We start from the raw sequence: 25,500 nt of genomic DNA, 5'->3' as shown, positions 1-25,500 counted from the left end.
GCTCCAGACGCTAAATGTGTGATCCCCTCGATGGGAGTAAAAATGTGCTACTCTTAAGGGCCGTTTTTGCCAGAGAGTTTGAATCTGGTTGGGGCAGGACGTGAGCTGCTTGCCTAGAGAGAGGAAAATCTTAAAGTAAAATTAATCCCCCAGTTGTTGTAGCGAATAACCTCTTTTCCGGGTTGGGTCGATAGAATGAACGGCATAAAATAGACACGGCACCCCCACCTGGATCTTAGTCGCTATGAAGCACCTTGATTCTGTGGCCCAGCGCTACATGAAACTGTGCGAGGCTTATCTTTCTCTCAACGAAGCCTTCGACAAATTGGATCAATCCCACAGCCGTCTGCAGCGCCACTTCAAACAACTGTTCGGCTATTTCAGCGCCGCTCAGCAGGCTTTGGTTCAACTGCCCCTCTTGCAGCAGCGCATCGAGCAGAGCGACCGCCGGCTTCATTCCCTGCGGGAAGAGCTACAGGCCAAAGAGGCTCGGCTGAGCGAGCTGATCGCCAACTATGACCAAGTTTGTGGTGAGCTGGACTCTACCAAAGCAGAGCTGTTGGGCGCTCAAGCGTTGATCGAAAAACTCGAGGCGGAAAACACTCAGGTTTTGGAACGCTTGAGTCGGCTGACCCGCATGGAAGAGGAAATGGCAAACTTGGCAGAACAGCTAGCCCAAGCGAACGCAGCTCGTCAGCAGATGGAAGTTCAAAACCGCGAGCTGGAACGAGCTTTGGGAGATCGGGATCAGCACATTTACAGCCTGCAAAAGCAACTGGCCCAACTGGAGCAAGAGATGGCCTTGTTGAAAGCTCAACGGGATGAGGCCATCGCTCGCGCTGAGCAGGCGGAAGCCGGGCTGAAAGCGCAAACCGACCAAGTTCAGACTTTACGAAACAAGCTCCATCAAGCCGAACAGCAACTGGCAGTGGTGGCCCTAAACGAGCTAGAGCTCTTGCTCGACCATAATTCGATCAATCTTTTGCAAGAAGCAGAGCAGGCTGCACAAGCGGATGCCCAGGTGCTGGCAACCCTGCCGGAGGCTTTGGCCGGGGCGGAAGGCATTCTGCTGGAGATCCACCAGTTCATTTTGGCTTGTTCAGGGCCCCTGCAGTCGCAGGCTGCCTGAGCGGGCAAGCGGATTAGCTAAAAACCCATCAGACGGGCAACAGCGGCCAGCTCGGGGGCAACCCCCGTGTGGACGGGAGCGGCTCCCTGTTGGGTGGCCGTGTCGGGATCCTTGAGGCCGTTGCCGGTGAGAACGCATACCACCTGGGCGCCGGCGGGCACCTGCTCCCGCCATTTCAGCAACCCGGCCACCGAGGCGGCACTGGCCGGCTCGCAGAAGATCCCTTCCTCTGCCGCCAGCAGACGATAGGCCGCCAAGATCTCTTCGTCGGTCACGCTGTCCACCCGGCCACCGCTGACCTGGACTGCCGCCTTGGCCTTCGCCCAACTGGCAGGGTTGCCGATGCGAATGGCCGTGGCCACCGTTTCCGGATGTTCCACCACGCGATCGAGGACGATGGGGGCGGCGCCGGCCGCCTCAAAGCCGTAGAGGCGCGGGCGGCGGCTGGCCTTGCCCTGTTGGCGGTACTGGCAAAAGCCCATCCAGTAGGCGGTGATGTTGCCGGCATTGCCCACGGGGATGCAGAGCCAGTCGGGGGCATCCCCCAACGCATCCACCACCTCGAAGGCAGCGGTTTTTTGCCCCTCCAGCCGGAAGCGGTTGACAGAATTGACCAGCGCCACCGGGTAGGTTTCCGCCAGTTGCCGCACCATGGCCAGTGCTCGGTCGAAGTTGCCCTGGATGGCGATGATCTCGGCCCCGTACATCAGGGTTTGGGCCAACTTGCCCTTGGCCACATAGCCATCTGGGATCAGCACGTAGGCCCGCAGGCCCCCTTTGGCCGCATAGGCGGCGGCTGCCGCCGAGGTGTTGCCGGTGCTGGCGCAGATGACGGCTTCCGCCCCCGCCTCTTTGGCCTTGGATACAGCCATGGTCATGCCGCGATCCTTGAAGCTGCCGGTGGGGTTGAGGCCCTCCAGCTTCAGGTAAACCTGGCAGCCCCGCCCCAGCCGTCGGCTCAGCGCGGGAGAGGGGACTAGAGGGGTGTTGCCCTCGTGCAGCGTAATTACAGGGGTGCCGGGGCCGACGGGGAGCCACTCCCGGTAGTACTCGATGAGGCCGGGCCAGAGCCCCACTTGGGCGCGGGATCCGGCCATACGGGAGGGATGGGTAGAATTGAGGGTGACCATGCTGCCGAGAAGTCGAGGCCATCGAAGAACTGGCTTTTTAACTGTAACTGTTTGGGGAGCGCTTGTATCGGCTCTGCCCCATGCCGGCAGGGGGGAGCCTATCCGGGCAAGGGCTGCAGGGCCAGGGCTTGGGCCAGGGCGTGCAGCTTGAGGCGGATCTCGGCCAACTCCTGGACGGGGTTGGAATCGGCCACGATGCCGGCACCAGCATACAGGCGGGCCCGCTCCCCCTCGATCAGGGCCGAGCGGATCCCGACCACCAGCTCGCCATTGCCCTGCAAGTCCACCCAGCCTAGCGGGGCGGCATAGCTGGCGCGATCGAAGGGCTCCACCTGCTCCAGCCACTGCAGCGCCGCCTGTTGGGGATAGCCTCCCACGGCTGCCGTCGGGTGCAGTTGGGCCAACAGGTCGAACAGATGCACGTCGGCGGGGAGCTCCACCTCGATGACCGTTTGCAGATGCTGGATGTTGGCCAGGCGGAGCAGCCGCGGTTGCGGGGAGATCTGAGGATCCATCCCCAGCCGGCCCAAAGCCTCTTGAATCGAGCGCACCACCCACTGGTGTTCGCGGCGGTCTTTGGCGCTGCGGAGCAATTGCTCGGCCAACATCCGATCCTGGTGGCCGTTGGCGCCGCGGGCGATGGAGCCGGCCAGCGCATCGATCTGCACCCGGCCTTGCCACACCGAAAGCAGCCGCTCCGGGCTGGCCCCCACGAAAACCTGAGCGGGAAGCGGGGACTCCTCTGGGATCCCTTGGCTCTCTGAGGCAAAGGCGAAGACGCTGCAATCGGGGTGATGGGCCTCCAGATAGGCCAACAGGGAGGGGAGCGGGGGAGGGGAGGGCAACGCCAGATCCACGGCTTCCGCCAGCACCACTTTTTGCAGGGATCCCGCCTCAATGGCCTGCAGGGCTTTTTGAATCCGCGCCAAGAGGGCTGCTTCCGCCACCGCCACCTCCAGAGGGGGCTGCAGCTCCCAGCGGGGCAAGGGCGCTTGGGAAAGGCGCTGCATGTGGGCAAAAAAAGCGGCGATCTGGCCGGCCAAGGCCGCCGGGTCACTGTCGGGACCGATTTCCAGATTGAGCCGCGCCACCGTCAGCTCCCCCCCCACCTGCAACAGTTGCCAGCGGGGCAGAACCAACGCCGCTGCGCCACCGCTCCCGGGGCCGAAGCCAAAGCGGCAGAAGCACAAGGGGCGTTCTTGTCGGCTGCCACCCCTTGGCGGAGACTCGCTGCCGCTGACGGGAGCGACATGGACATGAGGCTGCAACGCTTGTACAAAAGCCCGTGCCGTCTGAAATCGCTCCTCCCCCGAAAGATTCACCTGCCGCAGGGATCCCCACCCCAGCACCCGCACCCTTTCTCCCTGGGTCTGGTGGGAGAGATAGCAATGGTGGGAGAAGCGGTTTGGGGGAAGCCAGCTCAACTGCCGGGCCAGCGCCGCCAGCGGATCTAGCCCTGGGACAGGCCGCGACAGGCTGAGGATTTGAGGGATCCCCTGCGCCCGCGCCCTCTCTTGGCAGGCGGCCAGAAGGGAATGCCAGCAGAGCCGCTCCCCCTCCTGGTCTGTCCCAACAGAGGCGGAAGTGATCGACGGCCAGGCTCTCGGCCGCTCCGCACTGGGGGCATTCCAAGAAAAAAGAGAGGAGGTCATGCAAAAAAGAGTACAGAAGCCGATCCCACCTTGGCCGAAAACAGGACGAGCGTCGACCCGGAGGGGAACCGCCAGCAGGGTACTTCAGGATACAAAATTATACGAGATCAGGAGACAGGCCGGTTGCTTGGGCCTTCAGGGGCAAAACCTGAGGAACTTCTTCACGGATTGCAAAGTTTCTTAGCATCCCTGGGGATGGGAACGGAAGCATCCTAACCTAACAAATACAGAGCATACACAGAACCAGAGAGAGCCAGGGCCAACATGCTCGCACAGCCGGAACCGTCCAAGAGAACGCGCAGGAGTCCAGAGGCCAGCCCAGTACAGCTTGCCGAAAAGAGCACTTGGGATCGTCCCTCGCGGCGGCAATTGTGGATGGCCGCCCTTAAGCCCCCCATGTACAGCGTGGCGATCATGCCCATCTGGGTGGGATCCGCCATCGCCTATGCCCAGGCAGGGGCGATGGATGTAGGAGTTTTGGCCGTATTTCTGGGAGCAGCCATCTGTCTTTTGGCTTGGGTCAACCTCAGCAACGACGTGTTCGATGCCCAGACAGGGGTGGACAAAAACAAGCTCCACTCGCTGGTCAACCTGACGGGCAAGCCGGGGCAGGTATTTTGGGTGGGGAATGCCTTTTTGGCCTTGGGGCTGGCAGGGATCCTGTGGCTGAGCTGGCGGCAATCGGATCCGACGGTGCTGCTATTGGTGCTGCTGGCCTGCGGGCTGGGCTATGCCTACCAGGGGCCGCCCCTGCGCCTGGGCTACCAGGGCCTGGGGGAGCTCCTCTGTTTTTTGAGCTTCGGGCCGCTGGCGGTTTTGGCCGCCCACTACAGCCAAAGCCGAAGCTGGTCGCTGCCGGGGCTGGCGGCCTCACTGGTGGTGGGGATGGTAACCAGTTTGATTTTGTTTTGCTCCCATTTCCATCAGGTGGAGGACGATCTGGCTGCCGGCAAGCGCTCGCCGGTGGCCCGCCTGGGCACCTTGCGCTCCGCCCGCCTCATCCCTTGGATCTGCGGCAGTCTGTTCGGCCTGATGCTGCTGTTTGTGGGGCTGGGGGCTTTTCCGGCCTGGACGCTGCTGAGCTTGGCCGGGATCCCGTTTGCGGTGCAGCTTTCCCGCCTGCTGTGGGCTTACCACGACCAGCCGCAGCGGATCAGCCACTCCAAGTTCATCGCCGTCAACCTCCATTTTTGGCTGGGGCTGTTTCTGGGGTTGGGCTTTATCCTCAGCCGTCTGGGATAAACCAGAACCTTAGAAATGCTCCAGATCCCGCCGCGGCGGCCTGTAAATTGCGGTAAGCTACAGCCTAGGTTGCCTGGCCCCGCTACCGGTCGTGGGCTAAGGATCGACGTGGAGAAGCAGCGAGAACAGGATGCGGCGATTTTTCAATTCCAATCTGGGGGTGGCGCTCTTGGGGAGCAGCCTCTTAGCTGCTTTGGTCGGTTGGGCCTTGTCCATCGATATCGAAGAAGTGAAGGTGGAGTCTCCCCCCCCGGATCAGCCCCTTTCGGTCAGCCGCAGGGTGGATATTGTGGGGCGGCGGGGGGGCTATCGGCGTTGGCGGCTGATCGCCGAGCAGGTGGAGCTGGCCACTGGACAACAGGTGTTTGAGCAGGGGGCGCACGGCTACTTCTACGGAGAAAGTGCCGATCAGCTGGAAGGAGTGCCGGATCCGTTTTTTGCCAGCAGCGAGCAGATGACTTGGCAGGCCAAGCGTGCCCGCTACGATGCCAGCGCCGACGCGCTGTATCTGGATGAGGGGGTGGAGGTGAGGAGCGAGGATGGCAGCCTGCTCCTGACCCGCGCTCTGCGAATCACCCCCGAAGAGCGCATCGAGGTGCCGGAGGCCTTCACCCTCAAAGGGCAAGAAATGATCCTAGAGGGCCGCTCCGGCTCGTTTAACTTCCAATTTGCCCTCCTCAGCGCCCAGCAGGGCAAGCTAACTGTGCTGCCCTTGGATTCGGCGGCGGCGGATCCCGCTTCCACCACCATCACCGCCGACCAGATCACCTACGACCGCACCCAACAGGTGGCCGAAGGGAAAGGGAACCTGCGCATCCGCGAAGGCGGCCTCGAGATCCGCGCCCCTCAGGGCACCTACCTGCGCCGACAGGCCCAGAGCATTCTCTCCGGCGGCGTCGTGTTGCAGGAGGTGGCCGACCCTGGCAGCCGGGATCCCCTCTTGGCGGATCTGCGCTTGGCCCAGGCTGGCCCACAGGCTACTTCCAACCAACCGGATCAGGAGGTCACCATCATCGCCGACCGCCTCACCTACGACCGCAACACGCAAGTTGCCCGCGGGGAAGGCAACCTGGAAATCCGCCAGGGGGAAACCGTCATCCAGTCGGCCCAGGGCACCTACCGCCGTCGCGAATCCCAAAGCCTGCTGACGGGGGGAGTTACCCTGCGCGAGCCGGGGCGGGTGCTCACCTCCGCCCGCCTGGAGGGCAACCACCGCGACAAGATCTTCTTCTTCGAGGAAAACGTTCTCTACCGGCAGATGGCCGCCTCTACCCCAGCCGCCGGCGGCGGATCCCTGACGGAGGAGCTGCGCCAAGCCGAAACGGAAGTGCGGGCCGCCCGCCTGGTTTACAACTCCCGCACCGGCACCTCGGAGTTTAGCGATGCTGTCGAGTTTATCCAGCGGGGGCGCAAGGCCAAGGCCAACCAGGCCACCATCACCCCTGAGAAGGTGGAGCTGCGGGGGGAGGTGGTGATCGAGCAGATCGAGGGGGACTGGCTGGCGCGGCGTCTGCAAAACCCGCAGACCCAGGCCGATGTGGACCAGCCGACCGTGATCTACGCCGACCGGGTGGAGATCGACCAGGCCAGCAGCGATGCCCGCTTCTTCGGCAATGTGGTCATCGTGCAGGCCAACCGCGCCATCGAAGGGGATCGCGCCGACTACTCTGACCAAGGGCAGATTTTCAGGATCACCGCCGACCAGGCTCCCGTCCTCCTCTGCGATCGCGGCGAGATCAATCCGATTCCCCGCGAGAGCGGCGCACCGCTGCCCGGTCGCGATGCTCTGGATCAGATGTGCCGGGGCGCCAACCGCCTCAGCGGCAGGCTGGTCACCCTGAACTTGGAACAGGATGAGTACACCGTCGAGGGGGACGAGCAGCAGCAGGGGATGTTTCAATTTCGCATCACCGATGCTCTCTGACGGGATCCCATCCTGGCTGGGGGTCGTCTAGATCTCGAAAGCTGGCTGAGGTTGTGCACCTGAGGTAACAGAGCCAAATGACCACCCCACTGGCCAAGGGTCAACGGCGCCGAACTTCTGCCCAGACGGGAAGCTTTTGGGGATCCCTGAAGTTGGGGGGCTTTTTTTTGGAGTTTTATCTCTGCAAAGAGATGATCCGCCCCTTCTTTTTGGGCGTGGCGGGGGGCACGGTGATGATGCTGGGCAACCAGCTTTTTATCTACGCCGATTTGCTGGTGAAAAAAGGCGCCCCTCCCCTCACGATTTTGCACATTCTCCTCCTCAACTTGCCCGCCATTTTGGTGGTCACCTTCCCCATCGCCGGCCTCTTTGCCACCCTGCTCACCCTGGGCAGGATGGGGGCCGATAGCGAGATCACGGCTCTGCGAGCCGCCGGGATCCCCTATCGCAAGGTGCTGATTCCGGTGCTCTGCATCGGTCTACTGATCAGCGGCCTGGCGCTGTTGACCAATGAAGTGATCGTGCCCCAAACCAACCAAAAAGTGAAAACCCTGAACACCAACCTCATCCTGGCTCAGGATGCCCTTCCGTTTGACTCCGAAGAAATTGTGCGGGTGGACGACGACCTTTGGTTTCATGTGGGATCCATTGACCCGAAGACCGGCTTGATGCACGATCTGCTGATTTTGGATCGCAAGGCCGAGACCGGCCACCTACGCTACCCGCAGGTGATCTCTGCCGAAACGGCACGTCAGGTGGGCCAAGCGTGGCACCTGCAAGACGTGGTGATCCGTCGCTACGACGAGCGGGGGCGCACCTACTACGAGGGCCAGGTGGCGGAGATGGAGCTGAACATCGTCAACAAGTTGGTGGGCCTGGTGTACGCCGAAAAGGTGCCCCAGGAGCAACGGGCGGCAGAGCTGTGGGAGCAATGCCAGCGATATCGAGCGGAGCAACGTCCTTCTGCCGATGTGGCCCGCTGCCTGACGGAATACCACCTCAAGTTCGCCATTCCCTTGGCCAGCTTTTTCGCCATCTTGGTGGCTGCGCCCTTGGGCCTACAAACGGTGCGGCAGACCGGGCGCTATGGTAGTGTGGCGCTGGCGATTGTCCTGGTGTTTATTTACTATGTACTGATGAGCTTAGGACGCGCGATGGGTCGAGTTGAGCAGATCGATCCCTGGCTGGCCGCCTGGTTGCCGAATATGATTTTCGGCGGGGTGGGCTTCTCTCTACTGTGGCGGTTTTTACGGTGAGATTCGGCAACTTCCCACATGGCTTCAGCCCTTGGGCAAGGTGGCTAGCCCTTTGCTGGGGCAGCTCCCTGTGGGTGGGAATGGAGAGGGCGGTCTTTGCCCAGCCGGATCCCCTGCCCACCAATATGGAGGGCTACCAGCGCTTTTGGGCAGCGCAAACGTCGGCCCAGCGGTTACAACCGGCTCACCGAGCTCCCAGCCCAGAATCGGTTGCTCCCCCTGGTGCCAGCCTGCTGGGGGATCCCATCACCTTAGCCGAGGCTCAATCTTCTCCGCCCGCTGTGCTCTTGAAGGCGGCAACTGAACCTTCTGCGGCCTCTGGTTCTGATCCTGGAGCTTCTGGATCCCTGCCACCCAGCACCCCTCCTGAAAAGGCCCTCACGCCAGAAGAGCTAAACCGGCAGCGGCTGCAACGGCTTTTGGCCGAAGGGGCGGCGGCCCACGCCCGGCGGCAGGCACAACAGGCCCAGGCAACGCCGTCTTCCCGGCCCGCTTCAGCAGCGACGCCCCCTGCAACCGTTCCGACTCTGGACTCCCTCGGCTCCCCCCGTTCCCAAGCTGCTGCCCTGCGGATGGAAGAAGAACTCCGGCTGCGTCCCACCGAGGCTACGCGCGCCCTAGGATCCACTGTCGAGAGCCCGGCCACTGCTCAAGGGCAAGCGGAGCTGGGTGAGGCCTCCGGCCCGCTGTCGCCAACCAACCGGATCCCGCCTTTCCCCCAGACCGTTCCTTCCTTGATCTCGCAAGCCGGTGGGAGCTTGGCGATCCCTGCGTCGGGAGGGACGGGAACCACTCAAGGGGGAAGCGAAACCGGAACAGAAGCTTTTGTTCCTACTGTCGGTTCCCCCCTGGCCCCTCAACTGCTGGAGCAGTTCCCGCTTCTACGGGATCTGAGCACCGAGACGGCGGGGAACGTTGACCTAGGCCGAGTGGGGGGATCCCAGATTCGCCAGCAGCTGGCGGCCACCGCCACCAGCCAACGGCAGATCCCCCTCGACCCGGATCAGATCAACGTCAGTGGGGATGTGCTCAGCTACATCGCCGAACAAGACCTGGGCATTGCCGAGGGAAACGCCCAGATCCAACTGGCGGACGGCACCCGCATCACTGGCGAGCGGCTGTTGTTTTACCGGCGGGAACGGCGCCTGCGCAGCGAGGGCCCCTTCCGGATGGAACAGCCCCCTGGCCCCCAGGGTCGCGGCATCCGGCAAATCGAGGGGCGCAACTTGGATCTGGACATCCCCAGGCGGTCTGCCCAATTTGAAAACTCGCTGGTGATCCTGCCGGGGGAGGAGCCGGGCACCCAGGTTTTTGTGCGCAGCCAAGAGACCACCGCCCTGTTGGGGGATCAGATTTTTTTTGAGAAGGCCACCGTCACCACCTCGCCGAAGCCGCCCATCACCCACTACGTGCAAGGGGATCGGGTGGAGGTGTTTCCCGATGACCGGGTCATCGTTTACGACGCCCGCGTCTTTGCCGGCGGCGAGCTCAGCGAAGAGGGCGATCTGCGGGCGGGGCTGCAGATTGCCTACTTGCCTCTTTTCATTTACAGCCTGCGGGATCACCAGTGGGTGCTGCCGGGGCGCAGTGAGGCGGAAGGGGTGTTTGTCAAATCCAGTTGGGCCTATCGCTTCGACGAGTACAACTTCGGTGGCCTGCGGCTGGATGTCCTGCAGAAGAAAGGCCTGGGCATCGGCTTTCTACACGACTACATCCTCCCCATCCCCGACAGCGTCAACTACGGGCGGGCCCAGTTTTACCTGGTAACCGAGGCCGACCAGCGGCGCTTCTCCAGCCGCTTCCGCCTCGACCACAACTTCGACTTCTACGCCGCCAACCTCCTCGGCCAAGAGGGCCAACTGCGGGGCCAGCTCAACCTCAACCTGGACAACACCTACCGCCCTGCCGGCGGGCGTAACGACAACGCCGACCTGCGCCTCAACACCACCTTTCAGGGGGATCTCTCCACCACCACCCTCAACATCAGCCGCAGTGGATCCCAGGAAAACGGCACCTATAGCTTTCCCCTCACCCTCAGCCACATCCAGCGCTATGGGGGCGTGCCTTGGCTGCAATCGGATCTGCGCCTGGACTACAACCAGCGGGTGAGCGTCAAAGATGGGCCGGATTTCGCTGATGCGCGGCTGACGCTGGGTGCCCAACTCACCCCACCCGGCTGGGGAGGCACCTACCGCCTCAACTACCGCGCCTACAGCAGCTCCAACGGCGACACCGAGCCGCGCCGCAACTTCGAGCTGGCCTTCAATCCCGATCTCCTCCGCATCACTCCCGATATCTCCCTCAGCAGCGCCCTCACCCTGACCCAAGAGCAACAGCCAGATCGAGAAGTGGGATCCGGCCTTAACTTTTTCAATCGCTACGAGCTGCGCTCCAGCCTTCAATTCAACGACATTCAACCGGCTCCCTGGATCACCTTCATGCCCGGCTCGATCGACTACACCCAAGTCCTGTACTCAACCCCCGACCAGGAATCCACCGTCAGCCTCAACCCCCGCCTCAGCCTCAAGCCCGCCGACTGGAACACCATCGACCTGCGCTACAGCCGCACCTTTTACGGCAACAATTCCGCTCCTTTTCAAACCCTTTCCGTCAGCCCCAAGGATGTCGATCGCCTCAACGCTAACATCAGCTTCTTTACGCCGCGCGACTTCCTGCCCAACGTGCCCCCCGGCTACATTGCCTTTGAAGATGACCTGCCCGGCGAGCTGCCCATAGCTCTGACCTTCCCGGACGACACCCCGGAGGACTTGGAAGCGATTGCCTCTCGCAACTTGCAGGAGCTGCAGGCGGAAGTAAAAAACCTGTTGCGCTTCGACACCACCCTTGGCTACGACTTTGTCGCCCAAAGGTGGGACACCCTCAACGCCAACTTTACCTGGAACACCACCCCTGAGCTATTCAACATCCAGGTGCAAACCTCCTACGACCTCAACGAGGGTCAGTTACAACCGATCCGTCTGGAATATCGAGGGCGCAGCAGCACCACCTTCAACCGGGAGCAGCGCTCGGGTCTAGATAGCTATGAGCCGGGGATCAGCTACGCGCTGCAGGCGGTTTACGATCCGCGGCTAGGCCAGATCTCTACCTATGGACTGGAGTTGGATGCCACCCTCGGCACGCAGTGGCAAAACCACTGGCGGCTCCGCCTGGGCCTGACGGAGGCAGGGATCCGCCGCATTGAAGTGCGCCGCGACCTGCGGGATTTCGAGCTGCGCTTGGCCTACGATCCGCTGGCGGAGTCGCTGCGCCTGGAGGGGATCCTGGTGGCTTTCCCCAGCCGTCCGGTGGGCCTGACCCAGGAGCGGGGGGAGTTTCAACTGACCTCTCCGGTGGGTGCATTCAGCCTGGATAGTCTGGCCCGCTGATCCGGAGTTCTCTTAGGTAAGGACTAGGTAACGACGTCTGGCTGCTGCCGACCCGTGCGGGCGCGAATCTGGGCAAGGTGATCGGCCAGTTGAATCTGCTCGGCCAGGGCCACCTGGGGATCCAAGCCATGCCGGGCGGGATCCAGCTCCAGTCGCTCTAGGTATACCCGCAGAGTGGCCCCTTGGGTGCCCGTTCCCGAGAGACGGTAAATAACACGGGATCCATCTTCAAAGCCGATGCGGATCCCTTGGTTACGGGTGGTGCTGCCGTCCACGGGATCGGTATAGCTGAAGTTGTCGGCATAGGTCACCCTGTGGGATCCCAAACGCTGGCCCACCCACCCGGGCAGGGAGCGCTGCAGGTTTTCCATAAGGGCCTCGGCCACTTCCACCGGCAGGCCCTCGTAGTCGTGGCGGGAGTAGACGTTGCGTCCGTAGGTGTGCCAATGTTCCTCCACGATCTGCCGCACCGGCTGCCGTCGGACGGCCAGAATGTTCAGCCAAAACAGGACGGCCCAGAGCCCATCTTTTTCGCGGATGTGGTGGGATCCGGTGCCGAAGCTCTCTTCCCCGCAGAGGGTCACTTTGCCGGCATCCAATAGGTTGCCGAAGAATTTCCAGCCGGTGGGGGTTTCGTAGCAAGGGATCCCCAACTTGGCTGCCACCCGATCCGCCGCTTGGCTGGTGGGCATGGAGCGGGCAATTCCCACCAAGCCCTCCCGGTAGCCGGGCACCAGGTGGGCATTGGCTGCCAGCACGGCCAAGCTGTCGCTGGGGGTGACGTAGAATTGGCGGCCCAGGATGAGGTTGCGATCCCCATCCCCATCGGAGGCCGCCCCGAAGTCCGGCCCGTCTTCCCGAAACAGCAGCTCCAGCAATGAGCGGGCATGCACCGGGTTGGGATCCGGGTGTCCGCCGCCAAAATCCGGCAGGGGCTGCCCGTTGAGCACGCTGCCCTCTGGCGCTCCCAAGGATCCCTGCAAAATGGCGCGAGCATAGGGGCCGGTGACGGCGTGCATGGCGTCGAAGGCGATACGGATCCCAGAGGCCAGGTAGTCGCGGATGGCGTCGAAATCGAACAGGCGCTGCATCAGGCCCAAGTAATCGGCCACCGGGTCGATGACGGACACCGTCAGGGATCCCAGCCGTTGCTCGCCCAAGCACTCCAGATCGACATCGGCAGCTTCCAGGATGCGGTACTCCCGGATCTGCTGGGTACGAGCGTAAATGGCCTCGGTCAGCTTCTCCGGGGCAGGGCCGCCGTTGCCGATGTTGTACTTGATGCCGAAGTCCCCTTCTGGGCCGCCGGGGTTGTGGCTGGCCGAGAGAATGATCCCCCCATAGGCCCCGTATTTGCGGATGAGACAGGAGACCGCCGGCGTGGAGAGGATCCCTCCCTGCCCCACCAGTACCCGCCCCATGCCGTTGGCCGCCGCCATCTTGAGCAGAACCTGAATGGCCTCCCGGTTGTGGTAGCGGCCATCTCCTCCCACCACCAGAGTTTGGCCGGCGGATCCCTCGAGGACATCAAAAATGGATTGGAGGAAGTTTTCCAGGTAATGGGGCTGCTGAAACACGGGCACCGGCTTGCGCAGCCCAGAAGTGCCGGGTTTTTGGCCAGGGAAGGGAGTTGTGGGAACGATGCGCAGGCTCATAGGCTGCCGGAAATGCTGCTTGCCCTTCTACTATCTCATCTATCTCCCCCTTGGGCGGGGTTCGGGCGCAGAGTCCTTTCCCCTCCTCCACTTGATGGATGGGATCGAGCTCAGTTTTCAATCGCCTGGCTTAACCACCCACTCCACCGGCGTTTTGCTGGGATCGGGCAACTTCAGCGAGAACAGCCCCGCCGCCAAGATCAACAGGGTAGAAAACCAAAGGCAGCCCACCAAGCCATAAAGCTGGAAGAGGATCCCGGAGGTCACCGTCCCCAGCAGGCGCCCACCGGAATTGGCCATGTAGTAAAAGCCCACGTTGAGGGCGACATCGTCATCTTCTGTATAGGCCAACACCAGGTAGGAGTGCACCGCCGAGTTGAAGGCGAAGACGATCCCAAAGAGGATGAGGCCGCCGGTCACCACCCATTCCGGCGGCAGGCCGGCCATAAAGGCGGTGGCAATGAGCGCCGGCACTGCCGTCAAGGTCAACGTCCAGATCTGAATGGTGCGAGCCTTGGGCGCGCGGCCCGGGCGCCCTCCCCCCAACAGTTGCGGCGCTACAAACTGAATAAAGCCATAGCCGATAACCCAGATGGCCATGTAGCTGCCCACCTGCATAAACGTCCAGCCCAGCTCGTCGTAGAGGAACACCGGCAGGGCCACCACAAACCACACATCCCGCGACCCAAACAGGAAAAAGCGGGCCGCCGAGAGAAGGTTGATCTCTTTGCTCTTGGAAAAGAGGCGCTTGAAGGGGATCTTGGCTTTGACCTTGCCCATATCCGCCGGCAGCAGCGCCCCGGAGCAGAAGATCAAAGCCAGCGCCCCCGCCTGCACGAAGTTGGCCATGCGGAAGCCCATGGGATCCCCGTAGATCTCGGTGAAGATCTGCAGCAGGGCCGCCCCCACAAAGAACCCCACCCCCTTGAGGGCGTTCTTGGATCCCGTCAGCATGGCCACCCAGCGGAACAGGCGGGACTCGGCCTCCTTGGGCACCACCAGGCGGATGGCGCTTTTGGAACTCATCTTGGTGAGATCCTTGGCGATCCCGGCCAGAGCCTGGGCCGTCATTACGTAGGCCACCTGGCCCCAGATCGGCCACTGCAGGTTGATCACCCCCAGCATCACCAGGCCGAAGATCTGAATGGCAATGCCCCCGTACAGGGTGAGCCGCAGGCCAAACAGGGAGCCAATCCAGCCGCCCAGAAAGTTGGTGATCACCCCGAAGATCTCGTAGAAGAGAAACAGCATGGCAATCTGAATCGGGGTGAAGCCCAACTTGTGGAAGTGCAGCAGCACCAACATGCGGATGGCGCCGTCGGTGACGGTAAAGCCCCAGTAGGCGGCGGTTACCAGGGCATAGTTGCGCACGGCGGCAGCTTGGGCGCTCGAGACAGAAGTCATGGGCAGGCCTCCAAGGGAGATGTTTTTATAAACTGAGAGCCACTTTGCGGGCCAATTCCGCCATGCGGTTGGCGTAGCCCCATTCGTTGTCGTACCAGGCCAGGATCTTCACCTGGGTGCCGTCCACCACCATGGTCGAGGGGGCATCCACAATGCTGGAGCGGGGATCCCCCTTGAAATCCACCGAGACAAGGGGCAGCTCCTCATAGCCGAGGATGCCCTTGAGTTCCCCCTCGGCTGCAGTCTTCAAGAGGTGATTGACTTCTTCCACGCTGGTGGGCCGCCTCACCTCGAACACGGCGTCGGTCAAAGAGGCATTCAGCAGGGGCACGCGCACCGCAAGGCCGTTGAGCTTGCCGTTGAGCTCAGGGTAGATGAGGCCGATGGCCTTAGCCGAGCCGGTGGTGGTGGGCACCAAAGACAGCAGAGCCGAGCGCGCCCGCCGCAAATCCTTGTGCGGGGCATCCACCATACTTTGGGTGTTGGTGACGTCGTGGACGGTGGTGATCACCCCGTGTAGGATGCCGATCCCCTCGTGGATGACCTTCACCAAGGGGGCCAGGCAGTTGGTGGTGCAGGAGGCGGCTGTGAGCAAATGGTGGCGGCCCGGATCGTAGAGGTGGTCGTTGATGCCCATGACGATGTTGAGGGCCGCCTCATCCTGGACGGGGGCAGCCACAATGACCTTGCGCACCCCCGCTTTGAAGTAGGCGTCCAGTTCTGCCGCCTTGACAAATTTGCCTGAGCACTCCAGCACCAGGTCGATCCCCAAATCGGCCCAGGGGACTTCGCCAGGAGATTTGTACTCGCTGAAGGTGAGGGCTTTGTCTTGGATGCGCAGCCCTTGGCCGGATGCCTCGATGTCGATGTTCCAGCGGCCCTGCACCGAGTCGAACTTGAGCAGGTGAGCTGCGGTGGCAGGCCCGCCTTTGATCTCGTTGATGTGGGCAAATTCCAGCTCCGGCCAGCCCCAAGCCGCCCGCAACACCAACCGTCCGATGCGGCCAAAACCGTTGATGCCCACCCGCACTGCCATGTTGATTGATCCCAAAATCGTTCAGTAGGGATCCCGCCTTTTCAAATGAAGATCCCGCCTCGACATTACCAGAACGCCCCACTCATTTCAAGACAAGTTGATGGAACCCACAAGGGATCCGCTGGGGTGGTGGGCATCGACAACAGGGTTCCTCCCCCAGCCGTTTTACATCAAATAAACGGTTGCGCCCAACCCGGCAAGCGGTGACCTAAGCTGGGAAAAGTCGTGCGTTTCTGGATGTGCCCTCGCCGCCTCAGCCTTCTGTGCCGGATGACTTTCCTCCCCTCCCCCCGCCCCCTCCCCGCTCTCCGGCCTTGAGGGTGGTGGAAACAGCTTTTTTGGCCAGCACCGCCGCTTTGATCTGGATCTTGAGCTACACGCCGCTGGCTCCCTTTATGCGTCTGTTTTTCCCCATTCCGGTGGCGCTGGCGGTGATGCGCTGGGATCCCCGCACCGGGGCGATGGCCCTGGTGGTCTCCGCCCTGTTGCTGACAGTGCTGATGGGGCCCACGCGCAGCATTCTCTACGTCATTCCCTATGGCCTGCTGGGCTACGGGTGTGCCCGCCTCTGGCAGCAGCGCTTCTCTTGGTATGTCTCGGTAGCCAGCGGCGCTGCCCTCAGCGCTTTCGGCCTGGTTTTCCAGTTGTTGCTCTCCTCCCTGCTGGTGGGGGAAAACCTCTGGACTTACGTGACCATCCAACTCACCGGTCTGACCAACTGGCTGCTGGATGTGTCCCTGGCCAGACTAGGGGTGTACTGGGTGGCGGAACCCTGGATGGTTCAGGTGGTGGTGGTGGCATTCATCGCCTTTAACTCCCTCATCTATGTGTTCACGGTGCATCTGGTGGCCGCTCTGGTGATGGAGCATTTCCGCTGCCCGCTGCCGCCGCCACCGAAGTGGGTGCAATTTTTGCTGGATTAGCAGCCTCCCATACTTCTGAGATGGCCGCTGTCATGAGATAGACTTGTAAGCCCTACTCTTTTGGCCTTCCGTCCTGTTGCTGACTCCTATGAATCCCCTGCCCCCGCCCGCTCACCCCTACCAGTTCCGTGCCTTGGGCCTGATCAAGGGATCCCTAAAAGCGATCCCCAAGACCTATGCGCAGGCGATGTTGGTTGCCAGCGATGGCGTGGAGTATCCGGCCACCCCTGGCCGCGCCGAGCTGCTGCGTCCTTTCACCCACTGCATCGAGAGCGGCCACACCTACTGGTACTACGTGCAGCCACAGCCGCGGTCGGGAGGCGCCCTAGGTCTGAGCGTCATCCGCATTCTGGCTCTGCCGGAAGAGGAGGCAGATCCAGAGCTGGAGGATGAGCCTTTTTTGCCTGCCCCCGAAGATGCAGAGGAGGGCTTCAACATTCGCGGCATCGTCGAGCCCCACGATGGCTTTGTTGAGGTAACCGTGCGGCGCAAGCCCCAAGGGAACAAGCAATTTCCGCCCTTACAACTGCGCTTGGAGGGGTTTTTGCCAGGAGCTGTTGCGGGCGAGTTTTGGGATCTGTTAGCGGAGCGGGAGGGCCATGAGCTGCTGCTGGTGGATGGCAGCCGCCTCTTGACAGCAGTAGCCCAGCCTCAGAACCCCTCAGAATCGTGACGTCCTCCCGTCACTGACCGCAAGGAAAGTTAAAATTTTCAAAACAAAGAGTTTCCTGACTGATGGTGTCTGCTGCCGGCTTGTCCCAACGGGTCGCCCATCTATCCTCGTCGCCCACGTTGTCCATTACAGCTCTGGCCAAAGCCATGCAGGCAGAGGGTGTGGATGTGTGTAGCTTGAGCGCCGGCGAGCCGGACTTCGATACACCTGAGCACATTCGGGCGGCGGCCATCCGCGCCCTGGAAGAGGGCAAAACCCGCTACGGCCCCACCGCCGGGATCCCCGCCCTGCGCCAGGCGGTGGCGGACAAGTTGCGGCGAGAAAACGGCTTGGACTACAGCCCCGACCAGATCCTGATTAGCAACGGCGGCAAGCAAACCCTGTTTAACCTGGCCATGGTACTCCTGGATCCCAGCGACGAGGTGATCCTGCCCGTCCCCTACTGGGTCAGCTATCCCGAGATGGTGGCTTTGGCGGGGGCCAAGGTGGTGCGGGTGCAGACAGAAGAGGCTCAGGGGTTCAAACTCACCGCCGCCCAACTGCGCCAGGCCCTCACCCCCCGCAGCAAGTTGCTCATCCTCAACTCGCCGGCCAACCCCACCGGCGCCGTTTACCATCGGCAGGAGCTGGCAGCCTTGGCCGAGGTGATCCTGTCTGTCCCCCATCTGTATGTGGTCTGCGACGAGATCTACGAAAAGCTGATTTACGGACAAGCCTGCCACATCAGCCTGGGATCCCTTTGCCCTGACTTGGTGCCACGAGTGATCCTCAGCAGCGGCTTTGCCAAAGCCTATGCCATGACCGGCTGGCGGGTGGGCTACTTGGCCGGGCCCAAGCCCATCATCGACGCCGCCATCAACCTGCAAAGCCACAGCACCTCCAATGTCTGCACCTTTGCCCAGTACGGCGCCCTGGAAGCCCTGACCAGCCCCCTGTCGGCAGCGGCGGTGGAAAAAATGCGGCGAGAATTTTGGCAGCGGCGGGATCTGATGCTGGAGGGGATCCGCGCTCTGCCGGGAGTGACTTGTCCAGAGCCGGAGGGCGCCTTTTATGTGTTTGTCAACATCGGCCAAACCGGGCTAAGTTCGGTGGAGTTCTGCCAACGGCTGCTCCAAGAACATCACGTCGCCGCCGTGCCGGGCCTGGCCTTCGGGGCAGATGCCTACATCCGCCTTTCCTATGCCGCCGATCGCGCCACCCTGGAAAAAGGGCTGCAGCGGCTGCACCGGTTTGTGTCTTCCCTTTGAGGATCCAATTTGAGGATTGATAAAGAGCTGATCCAGCGGATGGATCCCTGCAGGCCGTCCTCAGCCGCGCAATCCCTATCTAAGGTGTAAACACTATTGCTTAACCCTAGCTATAGTGTTAGGGGATGGGCTACGAGGGGGATAACGCATGTCTGGCAGAACGGCGCTTGTCATCACCGTCGCCTGCTTGAGTGGGGGATCCGGAAAGACCACAGCCGCCCTCAACTTGGCCATCATGCTGGCAGAGCACGGCAAGACCTTGGCCGTCGATTTTGATCCGCAGGGCAACCTGAGCCAGTGGCTGGGCTGGACAGATTTGTCGGAGTCGGCCACCATTGCCGAGACGATTTTGCCAGGGGCGGATCGGGTTCACATTCGGGAGATCATTCGTCCGCCGCTGAATGAGGATCGCCAGGAGCGGCTGTGGCTGGCCCCCAGCGACTACAGCCTGTCGCGAGCGATGGACGCGATTGTGATGGAGCCGGGGCGGGAGCTGTTTTTGAAGCGGGCTTTGCGACCGATTTTGTCGGAGTATGACTTTTTGGTCATCGACAGTCCCCCCTCGAAAGGGCTGCTCACCTACAACAGCATTCTCAGCGCCGATCTGTTGGTGGTGCCGACGGAATGCACCCAAAAAGGGGTGATGGGGGCCCTGAGTACCCTGGTGCTGCTGAAGGAATTGGGGGAGCTGGATTTTCAGGTGCCCAAGTTTCTGGGGGTGCTCCCCACCCGGGAGCAATGGGTGGGCAACAACCGCACCAAAATGTCGCGGGCAGCGGTGGAAGCCCTGGCGGAAATGATGCAAGGGATCCCCATTTTTACCCCGGTGCGGCAAAGCACGGTGGTGCAGCAAACCAACAGTATGGGCTGGTCGTTGGCAGAGGCCGGAGAAGAGGTTTTGGCCCAACCTTATCGCGAGATCCTTGAGGTGGTGTTGAGGTCTCGCTAAGATGGCTACCACCAAAAAGCCCCCCAAGAAAAAATTGCCCACTGGCCCTACCAAGGCCGATCTGCTCTCGCGCATGGGGGTGAATAAACAGCCAGAGCTGCCCGAACCTGTGCCTGTCGATTGCGTGGATGCTCCGCACCGTCCCAAAGACAACAAAGAGACACAGCCTCTGGATCTGCCTCGCCCTGGGGCAGTGGGTGTCGAGCCGGAGCAATCTCCCGTGGCCTCGCCCCGTCAGGGCTGTGCTGCCACAACCCCGCCAGAGGCAGAGCGGATCCCTCTTTTGGCCGATGCACCCTTCCCACCTGAAGCGCCTTCTCTGGGTGGAGATCTTGACGTGGATCCTCTGCCCGTCCTGTCGCCGGCTCCGGTCGAGCAGGTCAACCCGGCCAAATGGGCTACGCTGCCGACTGAAGGGCAAGCCGAGCTTCTGCCCCCTGCCACCACCTGTACCGGCGATGGAGTTCACCAAAACGGTGCCGCCAAGCCAGCGGATCCCCGCGAGGCCCTCGATGCCCAACTGGGCCTGCAAAAGCTCACCCTCAAATGGTCTATCAAGAGAGTACAAAAGCTGGGATCCCTGCAAAGCACCACCGGGCTGCCGGGCGAGATTTTGCTGGAAGTCCTGCTGGATCATTGGGAACGACTGCCCAAAGCATTGCAACAAGAGTGCCTGCTGCAGGCCCACCGCATTCGCGTGGAACGGCTGGTGGTCAGCCAAAACTTCACCATCGCCACCATTGAGCAACTGCTGAGCAACTGTTGAACGAGACCCATTGATCCCGATCCGCTCGGGTGGGAATTCCGCTCCAAAGGATCCCTGTCCTCGAGTGCCAGGCAACGGTAGAACCAAGTCCTGTGCTACGGTCAGAGTAGGTTACCCCCAGCTTTTCAGCCTGTGCTCCCTCCCCCGCTAGCGGACGGCCATCCCAGCCTTTTTCATTTCTACTCCTCGCTAGAGCTCTCCATCGTCTGCGAAGCAACAGCAGGGCCGCAAGGGGAGTGCCATCGCTATTTTTTAAGGGTCGCGTAGCGTCAGCGCGCTGTGAGACGAGCGGGTTTTGATTGGAGCAGTAACTTTTCATGAAAGCAGTAGATTTGGCCAACGCTATCCAGCAGCGGCGCACCTTTGCCATTATTTCTCACCCCGATGCCGGGAAAACCACGCTTACGGAAAAGCTTTTGTTGTACGGGGGGGCGATTCAAGAAGCGGGGGCTGTAAAGGCCCGCCGCGCCCAAAAGCGGGTTACCTCCGACTGGATGGAGCTGGAAAGGCAGCGGGGCATTTCCATTACCTCGACCGTGTTGCAGTTTGACTACCGCAACATTCGCCTCAACTTGCTCGATACTCCCGGCCACCAAGACTTCAGTGAAGATACCTACCGCACCCTGGCGGCGGCTGATAACGCTGTGATGCTGGAAGATGCCGGCAAAGGGCTAGAACCCCAGACCCGCAAGCTGTTTGAAGTCTGTCAACTGCGGAAGTTGCCGATTTTTACCTTCATCAACAAGATGGATCGCCCCAGCCGGGATCCCTTGGAGCTAATGGACGAAATTGAGACTGAGCTCGGCCTCAAGCCCTATCCTGTAACCTGGCCGATTGGCTCAGGGGAGCGCTTTACAGCTTTGTTTGACCGACGCACGCAGGAGTTTCATTTCTTTGAGCGGGTCTCGCGGGGACGGCTGCGGGCCAAAGAAATGGTCATCAAGCTGGGGGATCCGCAAATTGAGGACTTGATTGAAAAAGATCTCTATTACCAATTCAAAGAAGAGCTGGAGCTGTTGGATGGCCTCATGCCCAGCTTGGATCTCAAGCAGGTTCATGCTGGCAAGCAAACGCCGGTCTTTTTCGGCAGCGCCATGACCAATTTTGGGGTGGAGCTGTTTCTCAATGCGTTTCTGGAGTATTCTCTACCGCCAATGCCCCACGAGAGCACGGCAGGGCTGATCCCACCCGAACATCCTGAGTTTACCGGCTTTGTCTTTAAGCTGCAGGCCAATATGGATCCCCGCCACCGGGATCGCCTTGCTTTTGTGCGCATCTGCTCCGGCAGGTTCGAGAAGGACATGGTGGTCAACCATGCCCGCCTCAACCGCCCCATCCGCCTCTCCTATCCCCAAAAATTGTTTGCTCAAGAGCGCATCTCCATCGATGAAGCCTATCCTGGCGATGTCATCGGCCTCAACAACCCCGGCATCTTCAGGATTGGGGATACCCTCTACACCGGCCCGAAGTTGCGCTACGCCGGGATCCCCAGCTTTTCGCCGGAGCTGTTTGCCTATTTAAAAAATCCCAACCCCTCCAAGTTTAAGCAGTTCCAGAAAGGGGTATCAGAGCTGCAGGAAGAGGGAGCGGTGCAGATGATGTACTCCCTCGACGAGTCCAAACGGGATCCGATTGTGGCCGCAGTGGGCCAGTTGCAGTTTGAGGTGCTGCAGTACCGCCTGGAACATGAGTACAACGTCGAAACCCGGCTGGAGATGCTGCCCTACACGCTGGCCCGCTGGGTAGAGAATGGCTGGGAAGTTCTGGGGAACATCCCCAGCCTGTTTAACACCCTTATCGTCAAAGACATTCAAGATAGGCCCGTTCTCCTCTTTAAAAACGAGTGGACCTTGCAGCAATTCATCAGCAGCAACCCCAAAATCAAGCTGAGCAAAATCGCCCCCCTTGAGGATCTCAGTCCAGAGTCCAATGGCAGCCTGTAGAGGCATCCTAAAGAACTCTCCTCCCATCCGATGGTCTGACCGCAGCCCTGTCCATCTAGCCTTGACACTCTTAATTTTCTGGGCAAGCTGCTTGGACGCGGATCCCAGATTTTTGTAACCCAGGCGACTCAGCCATGTCTTTTTCCTCAAGTGCCGGATCGGATCCCTACTGCTTGGAAGCGGCTGCCAGTGCCGAGGCACCGCTTTGCGACCGCTCGTTGTGGGGGCTGGATCCCCAGGCCATTTTTTTGAATCACGGCTCTTTCGGTGCGACCCCGAAAAAGGTGTTGCAGGCCCAAAGTGTTTGGCAAGAACGCCTGGAGGCCCAGCCGGTGCAGTTTATGGGGGAAGAGCTGCCGCGGGCTTTGCGGGCGGCGGCGGCAGAGCTGGCCCAGTTTGTCGGGGCCGAACCCGAAAATCTCGTGTTTGTGGAAAATGCCACTGGCGGCATCAACACGGTGTTGCGCTCGCTGTCGTTTCGGCCAGGGGATCAGATTGCCTGTACCAACCATGGCTACGGGGCTGTCCGCCAGGCGTTGCGCTATGTCTGTGAACGCTGGGGGGCCGTGCTGGCGGAAGCGCAGATCCCCTTCCCCATTGCGGGGCCGGAGCAGGTTCTGGCAGCGTTTGCAGCCATTCTCACCCCCCAGACTCGGCTGGCGGTGTTGGATCACCTCACCTCGCCCACAGCCCTGATCTACCCCTTGGCGGAGCTTATTGGCCTCTGTCGGCAGCGCGGGATCCCGGTCTTGGTGGACGGGGCCCATGCGCCGGGGGTTCTCCCGTTGGAGTTGGAAAGCCTAGGAGCCGATTGGTACACCGGCAACGCCCACAAGTGGCTGTTTGCCCCCAAAGGCTGTGCCTTTCTGTGGGCGGCCCCCCACCGCCAGGCCCAAACCCATCCCCTGGCCATCTCCCACGGCTATGGGCAAGGGTTCACAGCCGAGTTCGACTGGGTGGGCACCCGCGATCCCAGCGCTTGGCTGGCCATCTCGGCAGCCCTGGCCTTCATCCGGGAGCTGGGGGTGGAGAGGCTGCGCCGGTACAACCACACGCTGCTGCTGCAGGCGCGGCAGTTGCTCTTGGAAAAACTGGAAGGGATCCCACCCGCCCCTGAGAAGATGTTGGGCTTCATGGCGACCCTGCCCTTGCCACCCTTCTGGCAACAGTGGATCCCGGAGCTGCCCTTGGCGGAGCGGGCCCGCCGCCTGCACGACTACCTCTGGCAGATGCACCGCATCGAAGTTCCCATCATTCCCTTTGCCGGCCAGCTTTGGGTGCGCATCTCGGCCCAGGTTTACAACCATTTGGCTGAGTACGAACAGTTGGCGCTGGCCTTGCAGCGGTTGCCGAAGTGATGTGCGCCCTCACCCCCAACCCCTCTCCCAGAAGGAGAGGGGAGATGGGGTTGAGAAAGAGTTTTGCTGTTCTATCCGCCCTGGGTTTGGGCTGCCGGGAAAGTTCGGCTAGAGTCAGATCAGTAGCTGCGTTCACTTCTTGCTCGGATCCCCATGCTCTCTCCGGCTGCCACGCAAGCCCATCTAGGCCCCATCGATCTGGATCGCCTGCTCACGCCTGAGATCCAGCGGCCAGCCCGCTACTTGGGGAAAGAATTCGGCGCCGCCCACCGCCCCTGGGACTCGGCGCGGGTGCGTTGGGTGCTGAGTTACCCAGAGCTGTACGAGGTGGGGGCTTCCAACCTGGGCCACATCATTCTCTACAACATCCTCAACGCCCAGCCGGATCAGTTGTGCGACCGCACCTATCTGCCAGGCCCGGATTTGGCGGCCCGGATGCGGCAGTTGCGGATCCCGCTGTTTGCCGTAGAATCGCGCCGCCCCTTGCGCGCTTTCCATATTATCGGCTTCAGCCTGGCCTACGAGCTGGGGGGCACCAACATCTTAGAGATGCTGGATCTGGCCGGGATCCCGCTCAAATGGTGGGAACGGCAAGCCTTTACCCCGCAAGAGTGTCCCCTGATCTTTGCCGGTGGGCCGACCGCCACCTCCAACCCAGAGCCCTTTGCCGACTTTTTTGACTTCTTCGTCTTTGGGGATGGGGAAGAGGTACTGCCGGAGATCGGCCAGGTCTTGGCCGGATCCCTGCACAAGCCCCGCCGAGAAGTGCTCTTGGAATTGGCTCAGGTGCCGGGGGTGTACGTGCCCCAGTTTTACGAGGGGATCCCGCCCCGACCCATCGTGCCCGGCGTGCCGGAGCGTATTCGCCGCCGCGTAGCGCTGCCCCAACCCCAATACGCTGTCGGCCTGGTGCCCTTGGTGGAGACCGTCCACGACCGCCTGGTGATGGAAGTGCGGCGGGGCTGTACCCGCGGCTGTCGCTTTTGCCAACCCGGCATGCTCACCCGTCCAGCCCGCGATGTGGAGCCGGAAGCAGTAGTGGAAGCAGTGGTGCAGGGCCTGCGCAAAACCGGCTACAACGAATTTTCCCTCTCCTCCCTCAGTTGCTCCGACTACCTTTCCCTGCCGGCGGTGGGGGCCGAGCTGCACAACCGTCTCCTTGGCCAGCAGGTTGCGCTCTCGCTGCCCAGCCAACGGGTGGATCGCTTCGATGGGCAAATTGCCGCCATCATGAAGGGATCCCGCCGCTCGGGGCTGACTTTTGCCCCAGAAGCCGGTACCCAACGGCTGCGGGACATTATCAACAAGGGCCTCACCGACGCCGACCTGATTCGCGGCATCCGCACCGCCGTCCAAGAGGGCTGGGACAAAATTAAGCTTTATTTCATGATTGGCCTGCCCGGCGAGACCGACGCCGATGTGCTGGGGATCGCCCGCACGGTCGAGATGCTGCAGCGGGAGTGCGCTGCCCTGGGCCGCAAGCGGGTGGAATTTACCCTCACCCTCTCCAACTTCACGCCCAAGCCCCACACCCCCTTCCAGTGGCACCGGGTAGACTACGCCGACGTGCAGCGCAAGCAGGGCCTGCTGCAAAAAGAGCTGCGGCGGCTGCGGGGGGTCAAGGCCCACTTCACGGATATCCGCTTCAGCATCCTAGAAGACTTTATCGGCAAGGGGGATCGCTCCCTGGGCCGCATGATCGAGCAGGCCTGGCGGGCCGGCGCCGGCCGGGTCCCCGGGGGGGAAAACATAGACCCCGCCAATGCCCCCGGGGTGAAGGCCTGGCTCTTATAAACATCTGACGCTGCCGCCGCTCTACTCTGTGTA

The 25,500-nt window shown here is 61.6% G+C and carries 17 protein-coding genes and 1 pseudogene; 13 read left to right on the top strand and 5 right to left on the bottom strand.

The features are described 5' to 3' along the window. Positions 1-244: 244 nt before the first annotated feature. Positions 245-1,129, top strand: coding sequence for a hypothetical protein (locus NW858_RS01740; protein ID WP_414510320.1), 885 nt, complete (start codon positions 245-247; stop codon positions 1,127-1,129). 17 nt (positions 1,130-1,146) lie between these two features. Here NW858_RS01740 and thrC read toward each other — a convergent pair whose 3' ends face one another. Next, complete coding sequence (gene thrC / locus NW858_RS01735) at positions 1,147-2,226, bottom strand: threonine synthase (RefSeq protein ID WP_414333101.1); 1,080 nt, start codon at positions 2,224-2,226, stop codon at positions 1,147-1,149. Between the two features lie 131 nt (positions 2,227-2,357). Then, positions 2,358-3,911 (bottom strand): isochorismate synthase, encoded by a 1,554-nt coding sequence (locus tag NW858_RS01730; protein ID WP_414519503.1) that lies wholly within the window; start codon positions 3,909-3,911, stop codon positions 2,358-2,360. A 375-nt stretch (positions 3,912-4,286) separates the two neighbouring features. Here NW858_RS01730 and menA point away from each other — a divergent pair, with 375 nt between their 5' ends. From menA to NW858_RS01710, 4 genes are all read left to right on the top strand, one after another. After that, on the top strand, positions 4,287-5,153 hold the full coding sequence (gene menA, locus NW858_RS01725) for a 2-carboxy-1,4-naphthoquinone phytyltransferase (RefSeq protein WP_414333088.1): 867 nt from the start codon (positions 4,287-4,289) through the stop codon (positions 5,151-5,153). 130 nt (positions 5,154-5,283) lie between these two features. Further along, the gene (locus tag NW858_RS01720) at positions 5,284-7,077 is read left to right on the top strand and encodes an LptA/OstA family protein (protein ID WP_414510318.1); all 1,794 of its coding nucleotides are present in this window, start codon (positions 5,284-5,286) and stop codon (positions 7,075-7,077) included. A gap of 77 nt (positions 7,078-7,154) precedes the next feature. After that, entirely contained in the window at positions 7,155-8,333 is a 1,179-nt protein-coding gene (locus NW858_RS01715; RefSeq protein WP_414519501.1) for an LptF/LptG family permease, read from the top strand. A gap of 80 nt (positions 8,334-8,413) precedes the next feature. Beyond that, the gene (locus NW858_RS01710) at positions 8,414-11,719 is read left to right on the top strand and encodes a hypothetical protein (RefSeq protein WP_414519499.1); all 3,306 of its coding nucleotides are present in this window, start codon (positions 8,414-8,416) and stop codon (positions 11,717-11,719) included. Between the two features lie 23 nt (positions 11,720-11,742). On the opposite strand, the gene NW858_RS01705 is transcribed toward NW858_RS01710, so the two are convergent. The 3 genes from NW858_RS01705 to NW858_RS01695 form a co-directional block, all read right to left on the bottom strand. Beyond that, a complete protein-coding gene (locus NW858_RS01705) occupies positions 11,743-13,374 on the bottom strand; it encodes an alpha-D-glucose phosphate-specific phosphoglucomutase (RefSeq protein WP_414510315.1) in 1,632 nt (543 codons plus the stop codon). Positions 13,375-13,491: 117 nt separating this feature from the next. Continuing rightward, on the bottom strand, positions 13,492-14,778 hold the full coding sequence (gene arsJ / locus NW858_RS01700; protein WP_414519497.1) for an organoarsenical effux MFS transporter ArsJ: 1,287 nt from the start codon (positions 14,776-14,778) through the stop codon (positions 13,492-13,494). Positions 14,779-14,803: 25 nt separating this feature from the next. Continuing rightward, the gene (locus NW858_RS01695) at positions 14,804-15,814 is read right to left on the bottom strand and encodes an ArsJ-associated glyceraldehyde-3-phosphate dehydrogenase (RefSeq protein WP_414333099.1); all 1,011 of its coding nucleotides are present in this window, start codon (positions 15,812-15,814) and stop codon (positions 14,804-14,806) included. Positions 15,815-16,137: 323 nt separating this feature from the next. Here NW858_RS01695 and NW858_RS01690 point away from each other — a divergent pair, with 323 nt between their 5' ends. From NW858_RS01690 to NW858_RS01655, 8 genes and pseudogenes are all read left to right on the top strand, one after another. Continuing rightward, complete coding sequence (locus NW858_RS01690; RefSeq protein WP_414341522.1) at positions 16,138-16,737, top strand: DUF2232 domain-containing protein; 600 nt, start codon at positions 16,138-16,140, stop codon at positions 16,735-16,737. 88 nt (positions 16,738-16,825) lie between these two features. Further along, entirely contained in the window at positions 16,826-17,410 is a 585-nt protein-coding gene (locus NW858_RS01685; RefSeq protein ID WP_414334451.1) for a hypothetical protein, read from the top strand. A 62-nt stretch (positions 17,411-17,472) separates the two neighbouring features. Continuing rightward, positions 17,473-18,657: a pyridoxal phosphate-dependent aminotransferase gene (locus NW858_RS01680; protein WP_414334453.1), complete on the top strand. Its 1,185-nt coding sequence runs from the start codon at positions 17,473-17,475 to the stop codon at positions 18,655-18,657. Positions 18,658-18,805: 148 nt separating this feature from the next. Continuing rightward, positions 18,806-19,606, top strand: a complete 801-nt coding sequence (locus NW858_RS01675; protein ID WP_414347824.1) for a ParA family protein — start codon at positions 18,806-18,808, stop codon at positions 19,604-19,606. A gap of 1 nt (position 19,607) precedes the next feature. Continuing rightward, positions 19,608-20,372 carry a hypothetical protein gene (locus NW858_RS01670; protein ID WP_414347822.1) on the top strand — a complete coding sequence of 255 codons (765 nt, stop codon included), beginning with the start codon at positions 19,608-19,610 and terminating at the stop codon, positions 20,370-20,372. Positions 20,373-20,689: 317 nt separating this feature from the next. Continuing rightward, positions 20,690-22,315 (top strand): peptide chain release factor 3, encoded by a 1,626-nt coding sequence (locus NW858_RS01665; RefSeq protein WP_414519494.1) that lies wholly within the window; start codon positions 20,690-20,692, stop codon positions 22,313-22,315. A gap of 134 nt (positions 22,316-22,449) precedes the next feature. After that, on the top strand, positions 22,450-23,673 hold the full coding sequence (locus tag NW858_RS01660) for an aminotransferase class V-fold PLP-dependent enzyme (protein ID WP_414519492.1): 1,224 nt from the start codon (positions 22,450-22,452) through the stop codon (positions 23,671-23,673). A 153-nt stretch (positions 23,674-23,826) separates the two neighbouring features. Beyond that, positions 23,827-25,434, top strand: a pseudogene (locus NW858_RS01655) (TIGR03960 family B12-binding radical SAM protein); the annotation flags it as partial. Between the last annotated feature and the right edge of the window lie 66 nt (positions 25,435-25,500).

It is taken from the genome of Synechococcus sp. H55.10, assembly GCF_047502715.1.
Lineage (GTDB): Bacteria > Cyanobacteriota > Cyanobacteriia > Thermostichales > Thermostichaceae > Thermostichus.
Note: the sequence above shows the minus strand (reverse complement) of the source record. Positions and strands in the feature narration are given on the sequence as shown.

Bases quoted from the DNA above. Each gene is read 5' to 3' on its own strand.
- NW858_RS01740 (WP_414510320.1), top strand. From the start codon at position 245: ATGAAGCACCTTGATTCTGTGGCCCAGCGCTACATGAAACTGTGCGAG.
- thrC (WP_414333101.1), bottom strand. From the start codon at position 2,226: ATGGCCGGATCCCGCGCCCAAGTGGGGCTCTGGCCCGGCCTCATCGAG.
- NW858_RS01730 (WP_414519503.1), bottom strand. From the start codon at position 3,911: ATGACCTCCTCTCTTTTTTCTTGGAATGCCCCCAGTGCGGAGCGGCCG.
- menA (WP_414333088.1), top strand. From the start codon at position 4,287: ATGGCCGCCCTTAAGCCCCCCATGTACAGCGTGGCGATCATGCCCATC.
- NW858_RS01720 (WP_414510318.1), top strand. From the start codon at position 5,284: ATGCGGCGATTTTTCAATTCCAATCTGGGGGTGGCGCTCTTGGGGAGC.
- NW858_RS01715 (WP_414519501.1), top strand. From the start codon at position 7,155: ATGACCACCCCACTGGCCAAGGGTCAACGGCGCCGAACTTCTGCCCAG.
- NW858_RS01710 (WP_414519499.1), top strand. From the start codon at position 8,414: ATGGAGAGGGCGGTCTTTGCCCAGCCGGATCCCCTGCCCACCAATATG.
- NW858_RS01705 (WP_414510315.1), bottom strand. From the start codon at position 13,374: ATGAGCCTGCGCATCGTTCCCACAACTCCCTTCCCTGGCCAAAAACCC.
- arsJ (WP_414519497.1), bottom strand. From the start codon at position 14,778: ATGACTTCTGTCTCGAGCGCCCAAGCTGCCGCCGTGCGCAACTATGCC.
- NW858_RS01695 (WP_414333099.1), bottom strand. From the start codon at position 15,814: ATGGCAGTGCGGGTGGGCATCAACGGTTTTGGCCGCATCGGACGGTTG.
- NW858_RS01685 (WP_414334451.1), top strand. From the start codon at position 16,826: ATGAATCCCCTGCCCCCGCCCGCTCACCCCTACCAGTTCCGTGCCTTG.
- NW858_RS01680 (WP_414334453.1), top strand. From the start codon at position 17,473: ATGGTGTCTGCTGCCGGCTTGTCCCAACGGGTCGCCCATCTATCCTCG.
- NW858_RS01675 (WP_414347824.1), top strand. From the start codon at position 18,806: ATGTCTGGCAGAACGGCGCTTGTCATCACCGTCGCCTGCTTGAGTGGG.
- NW858_RS01670 (WP_414347822.1), top strand. From the start codon at position 19,608: ATGGCTACCACCAAAAAGCCCCCCAAGAAAAAATTGCCCACTGGCCCT.
- NW858_RS01665 (WP_414519494.1), top strand. From the start codon at position 20,690: ATGAAAGCAGTAGATTTGGCCAACGCTATCCAGCAGCGGCGCACCTTT.
- NW858_RS01660 (WP_414519492.1), top strand. From the start codon at position 22,450: ATGTCTTTTTCCTCAAGTGCCGGATCGGATCCCTACTGCTTGGAAGCG.